The 17,032-nt window shown below is 57.9% G+C and carries 18 protein-coding genes; 6 read left to right on the forward strand and 12 right to left on the reverse strand.

The genetic code is table 11. The annotated features are described in order from the left end of the window. Positions 1–39: 39 nt before the first annotated feature. From hda to FHW68_RS24440, 3 genes are all read right to left on the reverse strand, one after another. A complete protein-coding gene (hda, locus tag FHW68_RS24430) occupies positions 40–744 on the reverse strand; it encodes a DnaA regulatory inactivator Hda (protein ID WP_095634544.1) in 705 nt (234 codons plus the stop codon). Between the two features lie 230 nt (positions 745–974). Further along, positions 975–2,048 (reverse strand): AI-2E family transporter, encoded by a 1,074-nt coding sequence (locus FHW68_RS24435; RefSeq protein WP_095634543.1) that lies wholly within the window; start codon positions 2,046–2,048, stop codon positions 975–977. Positions 2,049–2,078: 30 nt separating this feature from the next. Beyond that, a complete protein-coding gene (locus FHW68_RS24440; RefSeq protein WP_183683501.1) occupies positions 2,079–3,137 on the reverse strand; it encodes a DUF2066 domain-containing protein in 1,059 nt (352 codons plus the stop codon). Between the two features lie 390 nt (positions 3,138–3,527). Between FHW68_RS24440 and purM the strand changes: the two genes are divergently transcribed. Genes purM through FHW68_RS24455 form a run of 3 tightly spaced genes read left to right on the forward strand, consistent with a single transcriptional unit; the run spans position 3,528 to position 5,970 of the window. Then, on the forward strand, positions 3,528–4,586 hold the full coding sequence (gene purM, locus FHW68_RS24445) for a phosphoribosylformylglycinamidine cyclo-ligase (protein WP_095634541.1): 1,059 nt from the start codon (positions 3,528–3,530) through the stop codon (positions 4,584–4,586). 11 nt (positions 4,587–4,597) lie between these two features. Further along, complete coding sequence (purN, locus tag FHW68_RS24450) at positions 4,598–5,248, forward strand: phosphoribosylglycinamide formyltransferase (RefSeq protein ID WP_095634573.1); 651 nt, start codon at positions 4,598–4,600, stop codon at positions 5,246–5,248. Positions 5,249–5,256: 8 nt separating this feature from the next. Continuing rightward, positions 5,257–5,970, forward strand: a complete 714-nt coding sequence (locus FHW68_RS24455; RefSeq protein ID WP_183683503.1) for a DUF3108 domain-containing protein — start codon at positions 5,257–5,259, stop codon at positions 5,968–5,970. Positions 5,971–6,042: 72 nt separating this feature from the next. Here the strand turns inward: FHW68_RS24455 and FHW68_RS24460 are convergent, their stop codons facing one another. Beyond that, entirely contained in the window at positions 6,043–6,507 is a 465-nt protein-coding gene (locus FHW68_RS24460; RefSeq protein ID WP_183683505.1) for a DUF3859 domain-containing protein, read from the reverse strand. 286 nt (positions 6,508–6,793) lie between these two features. On the opposite strand from FHW68_RS24460, the gene FHW68_RS24465 reads away from it, so the two are divergent. Then, on the forward strand, positions 6,794–7,210 hold the full coding sequence (locus FHW68_RS24465; protein ID WP_183683507.1) for an OsmC family protein: 417 nt from the start codon (positions 6,794–6,796) through the stop codon (positions 7,208–7,210). 61 nt (positions 7,211–7,271) lie between these two features. Beyond that, a complete protein-coding gene (locus FHW68_RS24470; RefSeq protein WP_183683510.1) occupies positions 7,272–8,159 on the forward strand; it encodes a pirin family protein in 888 nt (295 codons plus the stop codon). 146 nt (positions 8,160–8,305) lie between these two features. Here FHW68_RS24470 and htpG read toward each other — a convergent pair whose 3' ends face one another. The 3 genes from htpG to FHW68_RS24485 all read right to left on the reverse strand — a co-directional run bounded on the left by htpG (position 8,306) and on the right by FHW68_RS24485 (position 11,217). Next, positions 8,306–10,210: a molecular chaperone HtpG gene (htpG, locus tag FHW68_RS24475; RefSeq protein WP_095634572.1), complete on the reverse strand. Its 1,905-nt coding sequence runs from the start codon at positions 10,208–10,210 to the stop codon at positions 8,306–8,308. Between the two features lie 81 nt (positions 10,211–10,291). Then, positions 10,292–10,744, reverse strand: coding sequence for a PaaI family thioesterase (locus tag FHW68_RS24480; protein ID WP_183683512.1), 453 nt, complete (start codon positions 10,742–10,744; stop codon positions 10,292–10,294). Further along, positions 10,741–11,217 (reverse strand): PaaI family thioesterase, encoded by a 477-nt coding sequence (locus FHW68_RS24485; protein ID WP_183683515.1) that lies wholly within the window; start codon positions 11,215–11,217, stop codon positions 10,741–10,743. Before FHW68_RS24485 ends, FHW68_RS24480 begins: the two co-directional genes overlap by 4 nt. A 157-nt stretch (positions 11,218–11,374) precedes the next feature. On the opposite strand from FHW68_RS24485, the gene FHW68_RS24490 reads away from it, so the two are divergent. Beyond that, positions 11,375–11,620 carry a hypothetical protein gene (locus tag FHW68_RS24490; RefSeq protein WP_008071487.1) on the forward strand — a complete coding sequence of 82 codons (246 nt, stop codon included), beginning with the start codon at positions 11,375–11,377 and terminating at the stop codon, positions 11,618–11,620. Positions 11,621–11,697: 77 nt separating this feature from the next. Here the strand turns inward: FHW68_RS24490 and FHW68_RS24495 are convergent, their stop codons facing one another. From FHW68_RS24495 to sucC, 5 genes are all read right to left on the reverse strand, one after another. After that, positions 11,698–12,099 carry an MAPEG family protein gene (locus FHW68_RS24495; protein WP_095634533.1) on the reverse strand — a complete coding sequence of 134 codons (402 nt, stop codon included), beginning with the start codon at positions 12,097–12,099 and terminating at the stop codon, positions 11,698–11,700. After that, positions 12,099–12,836, reverse strand: a complete 738-nt coding sequence (locus tag FHW68_RS24500) for a DUF599 domain-containing protein (RefSeq protein WP_095634532.1) — start codon at positions 12,834–12,836, stop codon at positions 12,099–12,101. Before FHW68_RS24500 ends, FHW68_RS24495 begins: the two co-directional genes overlap by 1 nt. 270 nt (positions 12,837–13,106) lie before the next feature. Further along, entirely contained in the window at positions 13,107–14,420 is a 1,314-nt protein-coding gene (gene brnQ / locus FHW68_RS24505; RefSeq protein ID WP_095634531.1) for a branched-chain amino acid transport system II carrier protein, read from the reverse strand. 386 nt (positions 14,421–14,806) lie between these two features. After that, positions 14,807–15,688, reverse strand: a complete 882-nt coding sequence (gene sucD, locus FHW68_RS24510) for a succinate--CoA ligase subunit alpha (protein WP_095191616.1) — start codon at positions 15,686–15,688, stop codon at positions 14,807–14,809. After that, complete coding sequence (gene sucC / locus FHW68_RS24515) at positions 15,688–16,854, reverse strand: ADP-forming succinate--CoA ligase subunit beta (RefSeq protein WP_007898980.1); 1,167 nt, start codon at positions 16,852–16,854, stop codon at positions 15,688–15,690. Before sucC ends, sucD begins: the two co-directional genes overlap by 1 nt. Between the last annotated feature and the right edge of the window lie 178 nt (positions 16,855–17,032).

Consider the following 17,032-nt stretch of genomic DNA (forward strand, 5'->3'; position numbering starts at 1 on the left):
ATGCCGAAACCCTGGTAAACCCTGGGGTTGATCAGGTGATTACCAGCCCAGGGTTTCTTTCAGGAACGGGATTGTCAGCTTGCGCTGAGCTTGAAGAGAAGCCTGATCGAGACGCTCAAGCAGCTCGAAAAGCGCACTCATGCTGCGGGTACCACGGGTCAAGATAAAATGCCCGACTTCATCGGTCAGGTGCAGGCCACGGCGGGATGCGCGTAACTGCAAGGCACGTAATTTGTCTTCGTCAGAAAGTGGGCGCATCTGGAAGATGAGTGCCAGGGTCAGCCGCGATTTGAGGTCCGCCAGCTTCACCGGCAATTCACGCGGGGACGTCGAGGCAGCAATCAACAGACGCCGGCCGCTGTCACGCAAGCGATTGAATAGATGGAACAGCGCCTCTTCCCAATCCGCCTTGCCGGCGACTGCCTGCAGATCGTCCAGGCAGACCAGTTCGTATTGTTCAAGGTGATCGAGGATTTCGATGCCGCGGTCCAGCAATTCGGCCAACGGCAGATACACCGCCCGCTCCCCCAGTTGTTCGAAGCGCAGACACGCCGCCTGCAACAAATGCGTGCGCCCGACCCCGTCCTTGCCCCAGAGGTAAATCAGGCTTTCCGTCCAGCCGGCGTCGGCTTCGCAGAGCCGCTCGACATAGCCGAGTGCAGCGGCATTGGCGCCTGGGTAGTAATTGATAAAGGTAGCGTCATCACGCAGACGCACACCTAGGGGCAGCTGAATCGGTTTCATGCTGACTGAACAGTTCCCAAGGAACCGTTAGTGGCCTCTGTGTAAAGTTTGCGAAGTTTATACCCGTGAGGCTGACCGCACAATGCGACAGACCACAAGCAAAATCAAAGGTTTGCGATAACACACTGGTTTTATGACAGTTTCTTTGGCGGCGCATGTGACAGCCGCACGAGGGATACGGGCACACCTGGCACGAAACCAGGCTGCCCACCATGAACGATCAAAAACCCTTACAGCGCGGATTCGTCGACACCACCGTAGATATCCGAATCCTTGTACAAATCATGTACGTGACGCAGGAGGACCATGATCACCGCGGCTACCGGCAATGCCAGCAACACACCGGTAAAACCAAACAGCTCGCCGCCAGCCAGGATGGCGAAGATCACCGCCACCGGATGCAGGCCGATCCGGTCGCCGACCAGCAACGGTGTCAGGACCATGCCTTCCAGCGCCTGGCCGACCATGAATACCGCGACAATACCGATCAAGGGATATAAATCGCCACCGAACTGGAACAGGCCGGCAATCAATGCCGCACCAATGCCGATGACGAACCCCATGTACGGCACAATCGCCGCCAGACCGGCAATCAGCCCGATCAACAGCCCCAGTTCCAACCCGACGATCATCAAGCCTGCGGCGTAAATCACACCCAGCGCCAGCATCACCAGCAACTGCCCGCGCACGAAAGCCCCTAGCACTTCATGGCACTCTCCCGTCAAAGACATGACGCGCTCTTCACGATCACGGGGCAGCAGGCTGCGGACCTTGGCCATCATCAGGTCCCAGTCGCGCAGCAGATAAAAACTCACCACCGGAATCAGCACCAGATTGGCCAGCAGGCCAATCAGCGCAAGACCTGAAGCCGTCGCCTGACTCAGCACCACGCCGACCACATCGGTGGTCTGGCCCATGTGCTCGCTGAATGCCGCCTTGAGCTTGTCGAATTTCCAGAAGCCGTCCGACAACCCCATCTTCGATTGCGCCCACGGCACGGCAGTGTGCTGCAACCAGTCGAGCATTTGCGGCGTCAGCTCATACAAGCGAAACAGCTGTTTGGCGAGCATCGGTACCAGCACTAACAACAACGCGGTAACGAGCAATGTGAACAAGGCAAACACCGCCACCACGCCCCAGGTCCGCGAAAGCCCATGCTTTTCCAGCCGATCCACCAGCGGGTCGAACAGATACGCCAACAACAGCGCCACCAGGAAAGGCGTCAGGATCGGGTGCAACAGGTAAACAAATACGCAAAGCAGGACCACCCCACCGAGCCAGAACCAACGCCGTGTATCGGCCATGCACCACTCCTGCTTCTATATAAAGGAAAACTACCAGCGAAAACGTAACTGCGGCGTCGGTGCCGCAGTTGGCGCTACGGCCGGTGCCGAGCCCGCTGCAACAGGCTGAACCGGCGCGGTCGGAGCCGGCGCCTCACCGGCCGGGATTTCCTGCAACCTGCCCAAGGACAACTGCGCCCGCAGCTGATCGGGACTGCCGTTGACCCGATAAAGCACGCGATCGCCATCAACGCTTTGCAAGCGTGCGCCAAAAGGTTCCAGCAATCGCCCGAGCGCCGCATAACGCTCCAGGCTCATCCCCTGCACTTCCAGCAACTGCTCGCTGGAAGCACCCGGTTTGGCGGCAAAACGCGGCGCCAGGCGTTGGCTGACCGCCAGCATCACCGCATCGGCCAGCGCGGCTGTATCGGCGCCCTGCGCGCTACCGGCTTCTTTCTGATCGCCCAACCACAAACGCCACTTGGCTTGCCATTGGCCACCTTCTTCACGGGCATGCACCGCCAGCAAGGCGTCGGCATTGTAGCGGTCGGATGCGTCCCGCAGCGATGCCGGATCTGCACTTTCCAGATTCGGTGCAGTGGCGACAATCTGCTCATCCAGGTCCGCCAGCGGCAAACGCAGCGGCAGCCCACGATGTTGCGCTGCTCGAAGCAGTGGCGTGGCACTGGCCTGGCCATCGCCGACCAGGTTCGAACCTTCGGCGGAATCGTTCAACCACCAACCGAGAATCGACGGCCGGTTCGCCCCCCACACGGCCAACCCGGCACGCCGCAAGGCCTGTTCAGTGGTGGCCGGGTCGAAATCGACTTTCAGCACTTGAGGTGGGCCGGCGTCATATCCGAACTGACTGATGATCTGCTGAGGATCTTTACGCACGGTCGCCAGCCCCGGGCTCTGCGCCGCCTTGGGGTCGCCGGTCAGGCGTAACACCAACGTATCCAGCGCCCGCTGAGTCGCCTCATCGCGCTCCTGCGGCGTCTGGCTACTGACAGGCTCGCGCACTTGATAGAGGCCTTTGACGGTTTCGGCATGACCGGTCAGGCTGACCATGGTCAAACAGCCCACGAACAAGAATTTAAGAAAACGCATAAAAAGATTCCTGACGACAAGAGCGGCTGGAAACAGACCGCGTGAAGATGATTGAACCAAGGGTCTGTTGACCACAGGCTCAAGCAAAACATTCACCCGACCCCGGTAAGTTTTCGCACTGTCATAACGATAGACGGTTAGCGTCGATACCTTATACAGCCATCCGTGACGCCACCAACACGGGCAATATGGGTTTTTTTAACGCGATATGCCCCTGCCCGTCGGCACGAGGATGGCCGCTGCCCCTCAAGCCTGATAAAATCGCGCGCCTTCGCAGACCGGCAACAGCCGGGCGCCCTGAAATTCGCGTACGGCAATTGCCCTTCGCCAGCTTCAGTGGCCCCACTGGACTCGGTCGTTACCCCTGAATCCCCCCTAAAGGCCTGGATCATGAGCAAGCAACCCTCCCTGAGCTACAAGGACGCCGGTGTAGACATCGACGCCGGTGAAGCATTGGTCGAACGCATCAAGAGCGTCGCCAAGCGCACTGCGCGCCCGGAAGTCATGGGCGGCCTGGGCGGTTTCGGCGCCCTCTGCGAAATCCCGGCCGGCTACAAGCAACCGGTACTGGTTTCGGGCACTGACGGCGTCGGCACCAAGCTGCGCCTGGCGCTGAACCTGAACAAGCACGACAGCATCGGCATCGACCTGGTTGCCATGTGCGTGAACGATCTGGTGGTCTGCGGCGCCGAGCCGCTGTTCTTCCTCGACTACTATGCCACCGGCAAACTGAACGTCGACACCGCCGCTCAGGTTGTAACCGGCATCGGCGCCGGCTGTGAACTGTCGGGTTGCTCCCTGGTCGGCGGCGAAACCGCGGAAATGCCTGGCATGTACGAAGGTGAAGACTACGACCTGGCCGGCTTCTGCGTCGGCGTCGTGGAAAAATCCGAAATCATCGACGGTTCCAAAGTCGCTGCTGGCGATGCCCTGCTCGCTTTGCCGTCTTCCGGTCCGCACTCCAACGGCTACTCGCTGATCCGCAAGATCATCGAAGTGTCCGGTGCAGACATCGAAAACATCCAGCTGGATGGCAAACCGCTGACCGACCTGCTGATGGCCCCGACCCGCATCTACGTGAAGCCGCTGCTCAAGCTGATCAAAGAAACCGGCGCCGTCAAAGCCATGGCCCACATCACCGGTGGTGGCCTGCTGGACAACATCCCGCGCGTTCTGCCAAAAGGCGCCCAAGCGGTAGTTGACGTTGCAAGCTGGACCCGCCCTGCCGTGTTCGACTGGCTGCAAGAGAAAGGCAACGTCGACGAGAACGAAATGCACCGCGTGCTGAACTGCGGCGTCGGCATGGTTATCTGCGTTGCGCAAGAGCACGTTGAAACCGCGTTGAACGTATTGCGTGAAGCCGGCGAGCAACCATGGGTCATCGGTCAGATCGCCACCGCTGCCGAAGGCGCGGCCCAGGTCGAACTGAAAAACCTCAAGGCACACTGATGCAAGAGCGGATGTCCCACACCTGTGATGTGGTGGTGCTGTTGTCTGGCACTGGCAGTAACTTGCAGGCCTTGATCGACAGCACGCGGACCGGCGACAGCCCGGTTCGCATCGCTGCGGTGATCTCCAACCGCGCCGACGCCTACGGCCTGCAACGCGCCAGGGACGCGGGTATTGATACCCGCACCCTGGATCACAAGGCTTTCGAAGGTCGCGAGGCCTTCGATGCCGCGCTGATCGAACTGATCGACGCCTTCAATCCCAAACTCGTGGTACTGGCCGGTTTCATGCGCATTCTAAGCGCTGGTTTCGTGCGCCACTATCAGGGTCGCCTGCTCAATATCCACCCCTCGCTGCTGCCAAAATACAAAGGGTTACACACCCATCAGCGCGCGCTGGAGGCCGGCGACACTGAACATGGCTGTTCGGTGCACTTCGTCACCGAGGAACTCGATGGCGGACCACTGGTCGTACAGGCAGTAATACCGGTAGAGTTGCACGATTCGCCGCAGAGTCTGGCGCAGCGAGTCCATACCCAGGAACACCTGATCTACCCGATGGCCGTACGCTGGTTTGCCGAAGGTCGTTTATCACTGGGTGAACAAGGTGCTTTACTGGACGGACAGTTACTCGCGGCCAGCGGCCACTTGATTCGAACCTAGGAGATTTTATGCGTCGCGCCCTGCTCTTCGCTTGCGCTCTGCTCGCCCTGCCGTTTGCGCAGGCCGCAGACCTTCAACCCTTCTCCGCCAGCTACACCGCCGACTGGAAGCAACTGCCCATGAGCGGCACCGCCGAGCGCAGCCTGACCAAGGGCGCCAACGGTGTCTGGAAACTCAGCTTCAAGGCGTCGATGATGATCGCCAGCCTGACCGAAGAAAGCACCCTGACCCTGGACAAGGACGCTCTGCTGCCGCAGTCCTACCGCTTCGAACGTGGCGGCCTGGGCAAAGCCAAGAAGGTCGATCTGGACTTCGACTGGACCAACAAGATGGTCACCGGCACCGATCGCGGTGACGCCGTCAAGCTGCCGCTCAATCGCGGCATGGTCGACAAGTCCACCTATCAACTGGCGCTGCAGCATGATGTGGCCGCCGGCAAGAAAAGCATGAGCTATCAGGTCGTCGATGACGGCGAAGTCGATACCTATGACTTCCGCGTGCTGGGTTCGGAAAAAGTCGACACCAAGGCCGGCCAGATCGATGCGATCAAAGTCGAGCGAGTGCGCGACCCGACCCAAAGCAAGCGCATCACGGTGCTGTGGTTCGCCAAGGATTGGGATTACCTGCTGGTCCGTCTGCAACAAGTCGAAACCGATGGCAAGGAGTACAACATCATGCTCCTCGACGGCACGGTCAACGGCAAGCCGGTCAAAGGCAGCTGATCCGCACCCACATGAAAGCCCCGCAAACGCGGGGCTTTTTTTCGTCTGGCGTTTGGTTGGTCGAGAGAACGATCAGCGCACGGTAAAACGCTGCTGGGCCAGCAGACGATCGCCCTGGAACACCATGAACCGCCACTCGCCGGGAACGACTTCGTGGCTTTCGGTGAACTCGAAGGCCATCACGTCTTGGGGAGCATCGGGCACCAGTTTTTGAGTGACTTCCAGTTTGTCGTGACGCACGCCATCCGGAGTTCGGATGCCCGGGGTGAAATAGAGCAAGGTCAACGGCTGGTCTTCAGCGACCTTGCCAGCCAACTGGTAACGCATACCGAATTTGGTGCCGAGTTTGGCGGGAACGATTTCGGTCTGCCGGATCTGTTCATTGCTGCGACGCAACACTCGCTCGCCCGATTGCAGTTCCGCTTTCGGGCCAGCGAACACGCCGTATTCCACCGGGCCTTCGATTCGGACTTCGGCATTGGCCAGGCCACTGATGAACATCATTGTGGCCAAGGCGATTAAGCGGGTGAGATGCATAGTGCGCTCCTTGATTGAGATGAGCGCGAGGGTATGACGCCGGGGTGACAGGACGATGACAACCTCAGTGAAATCCTGTGGGAGCGAGGCTTGCCCGCGAAGAACGATGACGCGTAATGCCTGAAAAACCGCGGTGCATTCTTCGCGGGCAAGCCTCGCTCCTACAGGCTCTGCGTCTTAGTCGAATCCCCCAACAAGAAAGTGGAACGCGAATTTGAAGGGATGCTCTATAACTTCAGGGTCTTTTTTGATCGAATGACTTTTCCCATTCTCTGCGAGGTTTCTTATGACTGTTACCGTCAATACCGTCTCCGCCGAAGGTTTTCGTCACAGCGTCCAGATCGATGACCACGAACTCTTTGCCGACGTGCCGAAAACCTCTGGCGGCGAAGGCTCCGCGCCTGAACCCCACGACTACTTCGATGCAGCCCTCGGTGCCTGTAAGGCCCTGACGCTGAAAATCTACGCCAGGAAAAAGAACATCCCGCTGACGGGCGTCGAGGTTGAGGTCAAGCGCGACAACAGTGAAGAGCAGAAAGGCAAATATACCTTGCACGTCGAACTCACGCTAAAAGGCGTGCTCACCGATGCCCAGCGCGACGAACTGCATCGTGTGGCTGACCGCTGCCCAGTACATAAGCTGATGACCACCTCCGAAGTCAGCATCGAAACCCATCTGTCCGAAGGTGCGTTCAGCCAATAGCGGCAAGGGCTGCGCAAGCGGGTTATGCTCCGTGCGTCACCCGCTCAGCCTGGAATGCACCATGAACACGCCACTCGTGATACGCCCTCGCGCCGAAGATGTCGAAGGCCAGCCGATTCTTCGCCCGTTGCCGTCAGCCAAATGCCGCAACGTCGGACCTTTCGTGTTTTTCGACCACATGCTCGAAACCCGTTACCCGGCGGGCAAAGGCATGAATATCCGTCAGCACCCGCACATTGGCCTGTCCACCCTCACCTACCTGTTCGAAGGGCAAATCCAGCACAAGGACAGTCTTGGCTCCGATCAGGTGGTAAATGCCGGTGATGTCAGCTGGATGACCGCCGGCAGTGCAATCGCCCACGTCGAACGCACGCCCGAAGCATTGAAGGAAAGCGGCTTTACGATGCACGGCTTGCAGATATGGCTGGCGTCGCCCCAGGATCATGAACACGGTCCGGGACATTACAGCCACCATCCGGCTGCCACACTGCCCGTCAGCGATAACCTGGGCGTGAAGATACGGATGATCGCCGGGTCAGGCTTTTGTCTCGAATCGCCGGTCCCGGTGCTTTCTCCTACGTTGTACGCCGAATTGAACCTGCAAACGGCGACCACATTGCTGATTCCCACCGAGCATGAAGAACGGGCACTGTATGTGTTGAGCGGCGAGGCGCAACTGGATGGCGAGCTGATTGAACCTCTCTCGCTGGTGGTGTTGCCGGCCGGTGAAGAGATGGCACTGTTCGCTGAAAGCGACTGCCATGCCGTGCTGTTTGGCGGTGCGCCGCTGGATGGGCCACGGCGGATCAACTGGAATTTCGTGGCCAGTGATCCGGCATTGATCGATGAAGCACGTCGGCGTTGGGCGGCCGGGGACTGGCCGACAGTGCCAGGGGAAAGCGAGCGGATCGAACTGCCGAAACACCGAAGCCCGCCAACGCCCCTGTAATTGATCGGCTGATCGTTCCCATGCTCTGCGTGGTTGCAGCCCGTGACGCTCCGCGTCACTGGACGCGGAGCGTCCCCAGAGGCATTCCCACGCAGAGCGTGGGAACGATCAAAAAACCCGCCGAAGCGGGTTTTTTTACAACGCGGTTAAACCGACAGTTCAACCAGCAGCTTGTTCAGACGGCGCACATAAGCGGCGGGGTCTTTCAAGCTGTCGCCGGCCGCCAGGGCCGCCTGATCGAACAGAATGTGCGACAGGTCGCCGAAGCGCTCGTCGCTCTGCTCATTGTCGAGCTTCTCGATCAGCGGGTGCGCCGGGTTGAATTCGAAGATCGGCTTCGAATCCGGAACCTTCTGACCGCTGGCTTCCAGGATCTGACGCATTTGCAGGCCCAGGTCCTGCTCGCCGATGGCCAGAATCGCCGGGGAATCGGTCAGACGATGGGACACCCGCACTTCAGCAACGGAGTCGCCCAATGCCGTCTTCAGACGCTCAACCAGGCCTTCTTTGGACTTGGCGACTTCTTCTGCGGCTTTCTTGTCTTCTTCCGAATCCAGGTTACCGAGGTCCAGGTCACCGCGTGCCACGTCGACAAAGCTCTTGCCGTCGAAGTCGGTGAGGTAGCTCATCAGCCACTCGTCGATGCGGTCGGTCAGCAGCAGCACTTCAATGCCTTTCTTGCGGAAGACTTCCAGGTGCGGGCTGTTTTTGACTTGCGCGTAGGTTTCGCCAGTCAGGTAGTAAATCTTGTCCTGACCTTCCTTGGCGCGGGCCAGGTAGTCGGCCAGACCTACAACTTGCTCGCCGTCATCGCCCTGAGTGGACGCGAAACGCAGCAGGCCAGCAATTTTTTCTTTGTTGGCGAAATCTTCTGCCGGGCCTTCTTTCATGACCTGACCGAAGTTCTTCCAGAAGCCTTTGTATTGCTCAGGCTCGTTCTTCGCCAGTTTTTCCAGCATGTCCAGGACGCGCTTGGTCAGCGCCGACTTCATCGAATCGATGATCGGGTCTTTCTGCAGGATTTCCCGCGACACGTTCAGCGACAGATCGTTGGAGTCGACCACGCCTTTGATGAAGCGCAGGTACAGCGGCAGGAACGACTCAGCCTGATCCATGACGAACACACGCTGCACGTACAGCTTCAGACCTTTCGACGCTTCACGCTGGTACAGGTCGAACGGAGCACGGGTCGGCACATAAAGCAGCGAGGTGTACTCCAGCTTGCCTTCGACCTTGTTGTGGCTCCAGCTCAGCGGGTTTTCGAAATCATGAGCAACGTGTTTGTAGAACTCCTGGTATTCCTCGTCCTTGATTTCAGTACGAGGGCGAGTCCACAGAGCGCTGGCGCGGTTGACGGTTTCCCATTCAACGGCAGGCTTGTCTTCGCCTTCGACGGCCGCCACTTCTTTGGGCAACTCGATCGGCAAGGCGATATGGTCGGAGTACTTCTTGATGATGTTGCGCAGACGCCAACCATCGGCGAACTCGTCTTCACCGGATTTCAGGTGCAGGACAATGCGCGTACCGCGGTCAGCCTTCTCGACGGTGGCGATTTCGAATTCGCCTTCGCCTTTGGATGACCAGTGCACACCTTCGCTGGCAGCGAGGCCGGCACGGCGGCTGAATACGTCAACTTTATCGGCGACGATGAAGGCCGAGTAAAAACCGACCCCGAATTGACCGATCAGGTGCGAGTCTTTTTTCTGATCGCCAGACAAGTGTTTCATGAAATCGGCAGTGCCGGACTTTGCGATAGTGCCCAGGTGGGTCACCGCGTCTTCACGGCTCATGCCGATGCCGTTGTCTTCGAGGGTGACGGTTTTAGCGTCTTTGTCGAAGCTCACACGGATTTTCAGTTCCGCGCCGCCTTCCAGCAAGTCAGGCTTGGCCAGCGCTTCAAAGCGTAATTTGTCGACAGCGTCAGAGGCGTTCGAGATCAATTCGCGAAGGAAAATTTCCTTGTTGGAATACAGCGAATGGATCATGAGGTGCAGCAGTTGCTTCACCTCGGTCTGGAAGCCCAGGGTTTCCTTTTGAGTTTCCACACTCATGGTCATCAAACTCCAATCAGATGGCATAAGCCGCGACCTTGAGGGTCGACGGCGGGTTGTCCTCAGAGTTGGGGGCTGTGATCAGGATTTCAAGGGCTGTTCTATTTTGAAATGAGCGCGGGCCGTCGCAATGGGCTCGACTTCAGTGCTTTGCCAGGCGGTAATCGCCACGTTTGCCACCCGGCGCCCCTGTCGGCACACCTGGCATTTGGCCCAGGTATCGCGAAATTGCCCCGCGCGCAGGTAATCGATGGAGAAGTCGATAATCTTCGGCACACTGGACGAGCCGGTGAAGATCAGCAGGTGCAATGCCGCCGAGAGCTCCATGAACCCGGCAATCACCCCGCCGTGAATTGCTGGCAATAAAGGATTACCAATGTTGTCTTTGTTCGCCGGCAGACGGAACAGCAGTTCATCACCCACCCGCGAACATTCGACGCCAATCAGTCTGGCATAGGGAATCAGGTCCAGCAGCGAGGCGTAGTCCCCCTGCGCATGGGCCTTTTGAAGCTGCTCGTTGAACGCGTCGGTCATTTCGCACCTCCCGCAATGGCACCGGCAAAGCCTTTGGTGCCTTTGACGCCCTTGCCCATGCGCATGAAGGTACCCACCACATGGGCGATGGGCTGTTCGGGGTCATCTTGATAAGCAAAACCGCGCGTGAAGATGACATCGGTGGTCACTCGGTAGCATTGGGCGAAGCCATACACATCCTTGTGCGGCTCGGCGGCGTGCATGTAGTCGATGCGCAAGTCGAGCGTCGGACAGACTTCGAATTCGGGCAACACACAAAGGGTAGCCATGCCGCAGGCGGTGTCCATCAGTGAGGTCAACGCTGCGCCATGGATCACCCCGGTTTGCCGATTGCCGACGATTTGCGGGCTGTACGGCAGAATCACCGTCAATCCTTCGCTGCTGGCGCTGTGAACGCGCAAACCGAGGACCTGACAATGCCGCAATGCCGACAGGAATCGCGTCGCACGCTCAAAAACGGGGTTTTCGGCCATTGGATTAAACTCTTCTTAGTGCCCCGGAAAAGTAGCAGGCTAATGGGTAAAAGTTCCGTAGAAAAACAAACTTATATATCTGTGCGAATTAAGGAACTTAACCCTGATCGCTGCGTTCGAAAGGCCAGTAGATACTTTCCATCAGGAGAAACACCCCATGCGTAAGACTTTAGCTATTGCCTTGATGTTGACCGCTTCCCTCGGTCTCGCTGCCTGCGATAAAAAATCCGAGGACAAAGCTCAAGAAGCCACCAAACATGCTGAGCAAGCTCAGGAAAAAATGGGTGAAGCTCAGGATAAAGTGAACGAGGCAGCAAAAGAAAACGCCGAAGCTGCCAAAGCTCAGGCCGAATCGAACGCAGCAGCGACAAAAGAAGCCGCGCCAGAAGCTCCTAAAAACTAAAAGCGTTTTTAGTGATAAAAGAAAACCCGCCAAGTGCGGGTTTTCTTTTGTCTGCGGCTTTTGTTTGGCGTGCAGCCTTAGAGCAAAATCGCCCTAAAAGTCGGACTAATCATCAGCAGCAACGAAGACACTAAGCCGACAAACCACACCAGACTGCGCTGCCAGGCCAGATCCACCCAATAGCACAACAGGTAAAAGATACGTGCGATCACAAAGATGATCGCCAGCGCATCGATCAGCCATCCCGCCGTCTGCGTGGTGTGCGCCATCAACACCCCCACCGCAAAGATCATGAACGCCTCGAAACTGTTTTGATGGGCTGCCAATGCACGGGCACCGAAGCCTGTAAGTTGCGCCTGTTGTTGACGCGGCAGGTGATTGTTGTAACCACCCTGCTCGTTCATGGCTTTGGCCACCGGGATCTTTGCCAGGAAAATCAATAATGCGCTGATAAACACACACCAGAACGGAATACTCATCAAGCAGCCTCCTTGTTAACTTCAGGCAATGGCGCCTCTGTGGGGGTATAGACCATCACATCGAGAACGTCGGAGTGAAACTCGCGGCGATACAACACCAGCACGACGCCGGCACTCATCAACATGAACAACCAGGGGCTGACGAACCACGCCAGCATGGTCATACCGAAGTAATAGGAACGCAGACCGAAGTTGAACTGGTTGGCCGCCATGGAGATGACACGGGCGGCACGGGAAGCGAAGGCTTTACGCTCTTGCTCGGACACATGGCGCTCGCCGATCATGGGTGCCGACCCCACGAGAATGGCCGCAAAGTTGTACTGACGCATGCACCAGCTGAACGTAAAGAACGCATAGACAAACACCAGCGCCAGGCATAACAACTTAATCTCCGACATGCCCTGGGAAGCCTGTTGCACCATCGGGATATCCGCCAGCAACGACACGGCTCTATCGGACGCCCCTAATACCGTGAGAATACCGGCCAGGATAATCAACGTACTGGATGCGAAGAACGAGGCATTGCGCTCCAGGTTACCGATCACGCTGGCATCAGCAATGCGGTTGTCGCGCAACAGCATGCGGCGCATCCAGTCTTCGCGATACAGATGCAACACACTGGCCAGGCATGCAGTGTCGCGGCCTTTCCATGTTGCGTAACGGGTGTAGCCACCCCAGCAGATAACAAACCAGAGCGCGGCGAGGATGTGGATCAGATTGGCGTGGATGAACGACATGCAGGTCCTTGTGGTGCGTTTTCGGAGAACTGAAACCTGTGGGAGCGAGCCTGCTCGCGATGGCGGTAGATCAGCCTACGCATCTATTGAATGTAAAGCCGCCATCGCGAGTGGGCTCGCTCCCACATTAGATTTGGCAATGCTTCGACGTTAGCTCAAGGAAAAAGACACTGCATCACACGCATAAAAAATGCCCCGTATCGATTGATACGGGGCATTTTCATTTTTGCCAGGAAAGCAGTTCGAGGCCCGCTTGTGGCGGGCCAAAGCTTAGGCCAGCGCTTCGGCGCGCTTGCCCAACAGACGATCGCAAACCACCGCGACCACCAGAGTCATGACCGCCGGCACCAGCCACGCCAGACCCTGCTCACTCAGTGGCAGGTGTGTCAGCTGGGACGGCATCCAATCGGCCAGACCGGCACCCTTGAGGGCATCGATCAGACCGAAGATGAACGACACCAGCATCACCGGACCAACGATGCGGCCTTGCTCATGCCAGAAATCCTTGCAGAAGCTCAGCGCTACCAGGGCAATGCACGGCGGATAGATGGCGGTCAGTACCGGGATCGAGAACGCGATCAGTTTGGTGAGGCCCAGGTTGGACACCAACAGGGAAAACGCAGCCAGGATGATCACCAGCGTCTTGTAGGACAGTGGCAGTACACGGCTGAAGTATTCGGCACAAGCGCACGTCAGACCGACTGCCGTCACCAGGCAGGCCAGGGAAATCAGCACCGCAAGGAAACCGCTGCCCAACGAACCAAACGTGTGCTGGACATACGCGTGCAGTACCGCCGCGCCATTGGCAGCACCGGCCGCCACTTCATGGCTGCCCGAGCCGAGACGGAACAGACTGACATAAACCAGCGCCAGGCCCACGCCGGCAATCAGACCGGCGATGATCGCGTAACGGGTGATCAAGGCCGGTGATTCCACGCCACGGGAGCGGATCGCATTGACAATAACGATGCCAAATACCAGCGCACCCAGGGTATCCATGGTCAGGTAACCATTGATAAAGCCCTGGGAGAACGGTGCTGTGACATATTCAGGGGTGGCCACGCCAATATCACCAGCCGGCAACGCAAACGCGGCGATGCCCAGAACGGCCAGGGCGATGATCTTCAGCGGTGCAAGGAAACGTCCGACGGTGTCGAGCAGGCGGCCCGGGTAGAGCGAAATGAAGAACACCACCAGGAAGTACACCGAGCTATAGAGAAACAACGCCAGCGGGCTCTCGCCAGTCAGTGGCGCCAGGCCCACTTCGAACGACACGGTCGCAGTGCGCGGCGTCGCGAACAACGGGCCGACGGCGAGGTAGCACGCCGCTGCCAGCAGGCCACCGGCGATTTTACCGATCGGGCTGCTCAAGGCATCCATTGCACCACCGACCTTGGCCAGGGCGACAACGGTGATCACCGGCAAACCGACCGCTGTGACCAGAAAACCCAGCGCCGCCATCCAGACATTAGGCCCGGACTGCAAACCGACGATAGGCGGGAAGATGATGTTGCCAGCCCCGACGAACAGGGCAAATGTCATAAAACCCAGTGCCAGGATGTCCTGGCCTTTCAACACTTTCATTAAGGAAATACCACACTACTGAATCGGAATTTAGAGAGGGATTTCCCTTATGGGTGAGGGAAATGCTGTCGGCCCGTATAGGACTAACCCGTTTAGCGCGTCGCTGCCTTGTGGGCCGCGGACGCAAAAATGGCTGCTAGCCTAACGAATTCGCACGACAAACGCACTGTTACAGGGCGAACTATCCGATACACGACATTTCAATGTCGCGTTTACATATCTAATTTTCCTTGAAGATCAAAAGATCGCAGCCTTCGGCAGCTCCTACATGGGATCGCATTCCAACTGTAGGAGCTGCCGAAGGCTGCGATCTTTTGATCTTTGGAAATGACAAAGGCCACCCGAGGGTGGCCTTTGTTTGGTGAAGCGTCAGTTAAGCGCGAGGCTTACTTGACAGCCCAGCCAGTCAGCTCGGCCAGGGCCTTGCCGATGTCTGCCAGCGAACGCACGGTTTTTACGCCTGCGTCTTGCAGAGCAGCGAATTTCTCGTCTGCAGTGCCTTTGCCGCCAGAGATGATTGCGCCAGCATGGCCCATGCGCTTGCCCGGAGGAGCAGTCACACCAGCGATGTAGGAAACAACCGGCTTGGTCACGTGAGCCTTGATGTAGGCAGCCGCTTCTTCTTCAGCCGAACCGCCGATCTCACCGATCATCACGATCGCTTCGGTCTTCGGGTCTTCCTGGAACAGCTTCAGGATGTCGATGAAGTTGGAGCCTGGGATCGGGTCACCACCGATGCCGACGCAAGTGGACTGACCGAAACCGGCGTCAGTGGTCTGCTTCACGGCTTCGTAAGTCAGGGTGCCGGAACGGGAAACGATACCGACCTTGCCTGGCAAATGAATGTGACCTGGCATGATGCCGATCTTGCATTCGCCTGGAGTGATCACGCCTGGGCAGTTAGGGCCGATCAGGACTACGCCCAGCTCGTCGCACTTAACTTTAGCGTCCAGCATGTCCAGGGTAGGAATGCCTTCGGTGATGCACACGATCAGCTTGATGCCGCCGAATGCCGCTTCCAGGATGGAGTCCTTGCAGAAAGGAGCTGGAACGTAGATCACGCTGGCGGTGGCGCCAGTGGCAGCTACAGCGTCTTTCACGGTGTTGAACACTGGCAGACCCAGATGCTCGGTGCCGCCTTTGCCAGGCGTTACGCCACCCACCATCTGGGTGCCGTATTCGATGGCTTGCTGGGTGTGGAAACTACCTTGCGAACCGGTAATACCCTGGCAGATAACTTTGGTGTCTTTATTGATCAGGACGCTCATTATTTGCCCTCCGCAGCTTTGACAACTTGTTGAGCAGCGTCGGTCAGGCTGGTAGCAGCGATGATGTTCAAACCGCTTTCTGCCAGTACTTTAGCGCCCAGCTCAGCGTTGTTGCCTTCAAGGCGAACAACAACCGGGATTTTCACGCCGACTTCTTTCACCGCGCCGATGATGCCTTCGGCAATCATGTCGCAACGAACGATGCCGCCGAAGATGTTGACCAGTACTGCAGCGACGTTAGTGTCGGACAGGATGATCTTGAACGCTTCGGTCACGCGTTCTTTGGTAGCACCGCCGCCCACGTCGAGGAAGTTGGCTGGCTTGCCGCCATGCAGGTTGACGATGTCCATGGTACCCATGGCCAGGCCAGCACCGTTGACCATGCAACCGATGTTGCCTTCCAGTGCTACGTAGTTCAGTTCGAACTTGGCAGCGTGCGCTTCGCGCGGATCGTCTTGCGACGGATCGTGGAAAGTCTTCAGCTTAGGCTGACGGTACATGGCGTTGGCGTCGATGTTGATCTTGGCGTCGAGGCAATGCAGATCGCCGTCAGCCTTGATCACCAGCGGGTTCACTTCCAGCAGAGCCAGGTCGTGATCCTTGAACAGCTTGGCCAGACCTACGAAGATCTTGGCGAACTGAGCAACTTGCTTGCCTTCCAGGCCCAGCTGGAAAGCCAGCTCGCGACCCTGGAATGGCTGAGCGCCAACCAGTGGATCGATAGTAGCCTTGAGGATTTTCTCAGGGGTGTCGTGAGCGATTTTCTCGATGTCCACGCCACCTTCGGTGGAAGCCATGAACACGATGCGACGGCTCGAACGGTCAACGACAGCGCCCAGGTACAGCTCTTTAGCGATATCAGTGCACGATTCAACCAGGATCTTGGTGACTGGCTGGCCATTGGCATCAGTCTGGTAAGTCACCAGACGCTTGCCCAACCACTGTTGAGCGAATGCTTTGGCGTCTTCTTTGCTGCGAACCAGCTTTACGCCGCCCGCTTTACCGCGACCACCAGCGTGGACCTGGGCTTTGACAACCCACTCGGTGCCGCCGATTTTGTCGCAAGCTTCTGCTGCTGCTTCCGGGGTGTCTACTGCGTAGCCGGTGGAAACTGGCAGGCCGTATTCAGCGAACAGCTGCTTACCCTGATACTCGTGAAGATTCATGCTTATTACCGTCTTCGTTAGGTACTGCGCATTCGGTGCTGCACCGTTCTGGTGCCGCACCACCTGTGACTGCTGCTTGCGTAGCTTTCCGGTCACCCGGTGCAGCTACGCAAGACTGCGTCCAGCGGACATTCCGCGGTGAGTCTTGCACGCAAGGCTCACGACGGGCCGTACCGCC

It is taken from the genome of Pseudomonas sp. Tn43 (assembly GCF_014192635.1).
Lineage (GTDB): Bacteria > Pseudomonadota > Gammaproteobacteria > Pseudomonadales > Pseudomonadaceae > Aquipseudomonas.

What these genes read in the sequence shown, in the direction of transcription:
- FHW68_RS24495 (WP_095634533.1), bottom strand. Translation starts at nt 12,099, where the DNA reads ATGAGTATTCCGTTCTGGTGTGTGTTTATCAGCGCATTATTGATTTTC.
- hda (WP_095634544.1), bottom strand. Translation starts at nt 744, where the DNA reads ATGAAACCGATTCAGCTGCCCCTAGGTGTGCGTCTGCGTGATGACGCT.
- FHW68_RS24480 (WP_183683512.1), bottom strand. Translation starts at nt 10,744, where the DNA reads ATGACCGACGCGTTCAACGAGCAGCTTCAAAAGGCCCATGCGCAGGGG.
- FHW68_RS24470 (WP_183683510.1), top strand. Translation starts at nt 7,272, where the DNA reads ATGAACACGCCACTCGTGATACGCCCTCGCGCCGAAGATGTCGAAGGC.
- FHW68_RS24440 (WP_183683501.1), bottom strand. Translation starts at nt 3,137, where the DNA reads ATGCGTTTTCTTAAATTCTTGTTCGTGGGCTGTTTGACCATGGTCAGC.
- sucD (WP_095191616.1), bottom strand. Translation starts at nt 15,688, where the DNA reads ATGAGCGTCCTGATCAATAAAGACACCAAAGTTATCTGCCAGGGTATT.
- purN (WP_095634573.1), top strand. Translation starts at nt 4,598, where the DNA reads ATGTCCCACACCTGTGATGTGGTGGTGCTGTTGTCTGGCACTGGCAGT.
- FHW68_RS24490 (WP_008071487.1), top strand. Translation starts at nt 11,375, where the DNA reads ATGCGTAAGACTTTAGCTATTGCCTTGATGTTGACCGCTTCCCTCGGT.
- purM (WP_095634541.1), top strand. Translation starts at nt 3,528, where the DNA reads ATGAGCAAGCAACCCTCCCTGAGCTACAAGGACGCCGGTGTAGACATC.
- htpG (WP_095634572.1), bottom strand. Translation starts at nt 10,210, where the DNA reads ATGAGTGTGGAAACTCAAAAGGAAACCCTGGGCTTCCAGACCGAGGTG.
- FHW68_RS24485 (WP_183683515.1), bottom strand. Translation starts at nt 11,217, where the DNA reads ATGGCCGAAAACCCCGTTTTTGAGCGTGCGACGCGATTCCTGTCGGCA.
- FHW68_RS24465 (WP_183683507.1), top strand. Translation starts at nt 6,794, where the DNA reads ATGACTGTTACCGTCAATACCGTCTCCGCCGAAGGTTTTCGTCACAGC.
- FHW68_RS24455 (WP_183683503.1), top strand. Translation starts at nt 5,257, where the DNA reads ATGCGTCGCGCCCTGCTCTTCGCTTGCGCTCTGCTCGCCCTGCCGTTT.
- FHW68_RS24460 (WP_183683505.1), bottom strand. Translation starts at nt 6,507, where the DNA reads ATGCATCTCACCCGCTTAATCGCCTTGGCCACAATGATGTTCATCAGT.
- FHW68_RS24500 (WP_095634532.1), bottom strand. Translation starts at nt 12,836, where the DNA reads ATGTCGTTCATCCACGCCAATCTGATCCACATCCTCGCCGCGCTCTGG.
- sucC (WP_007898980.1), bottom strand. Translation starts at nt 16,854, where the DNA reads ATGAATCTTCACGAGTATCAGGGTAAGCAGCTGTTCGCTGAATACGGC.
- brnQ (WP_095634531.1), bottom strand. Translation starts at nt 14,420, where the DNA reads ATGAAAGTGTTGAAAGGCCAGGACATCCTGGCACTGGGTTTTATGACA.
- FHW68_RS24435 (WP_095634543.1), bottom strand. Translation starts at nt 2,048, where the DNA reads ATGGCCGATACACGGCGTTGGTTCTGGCTCGGTGGGGTGGTCCTGCTT.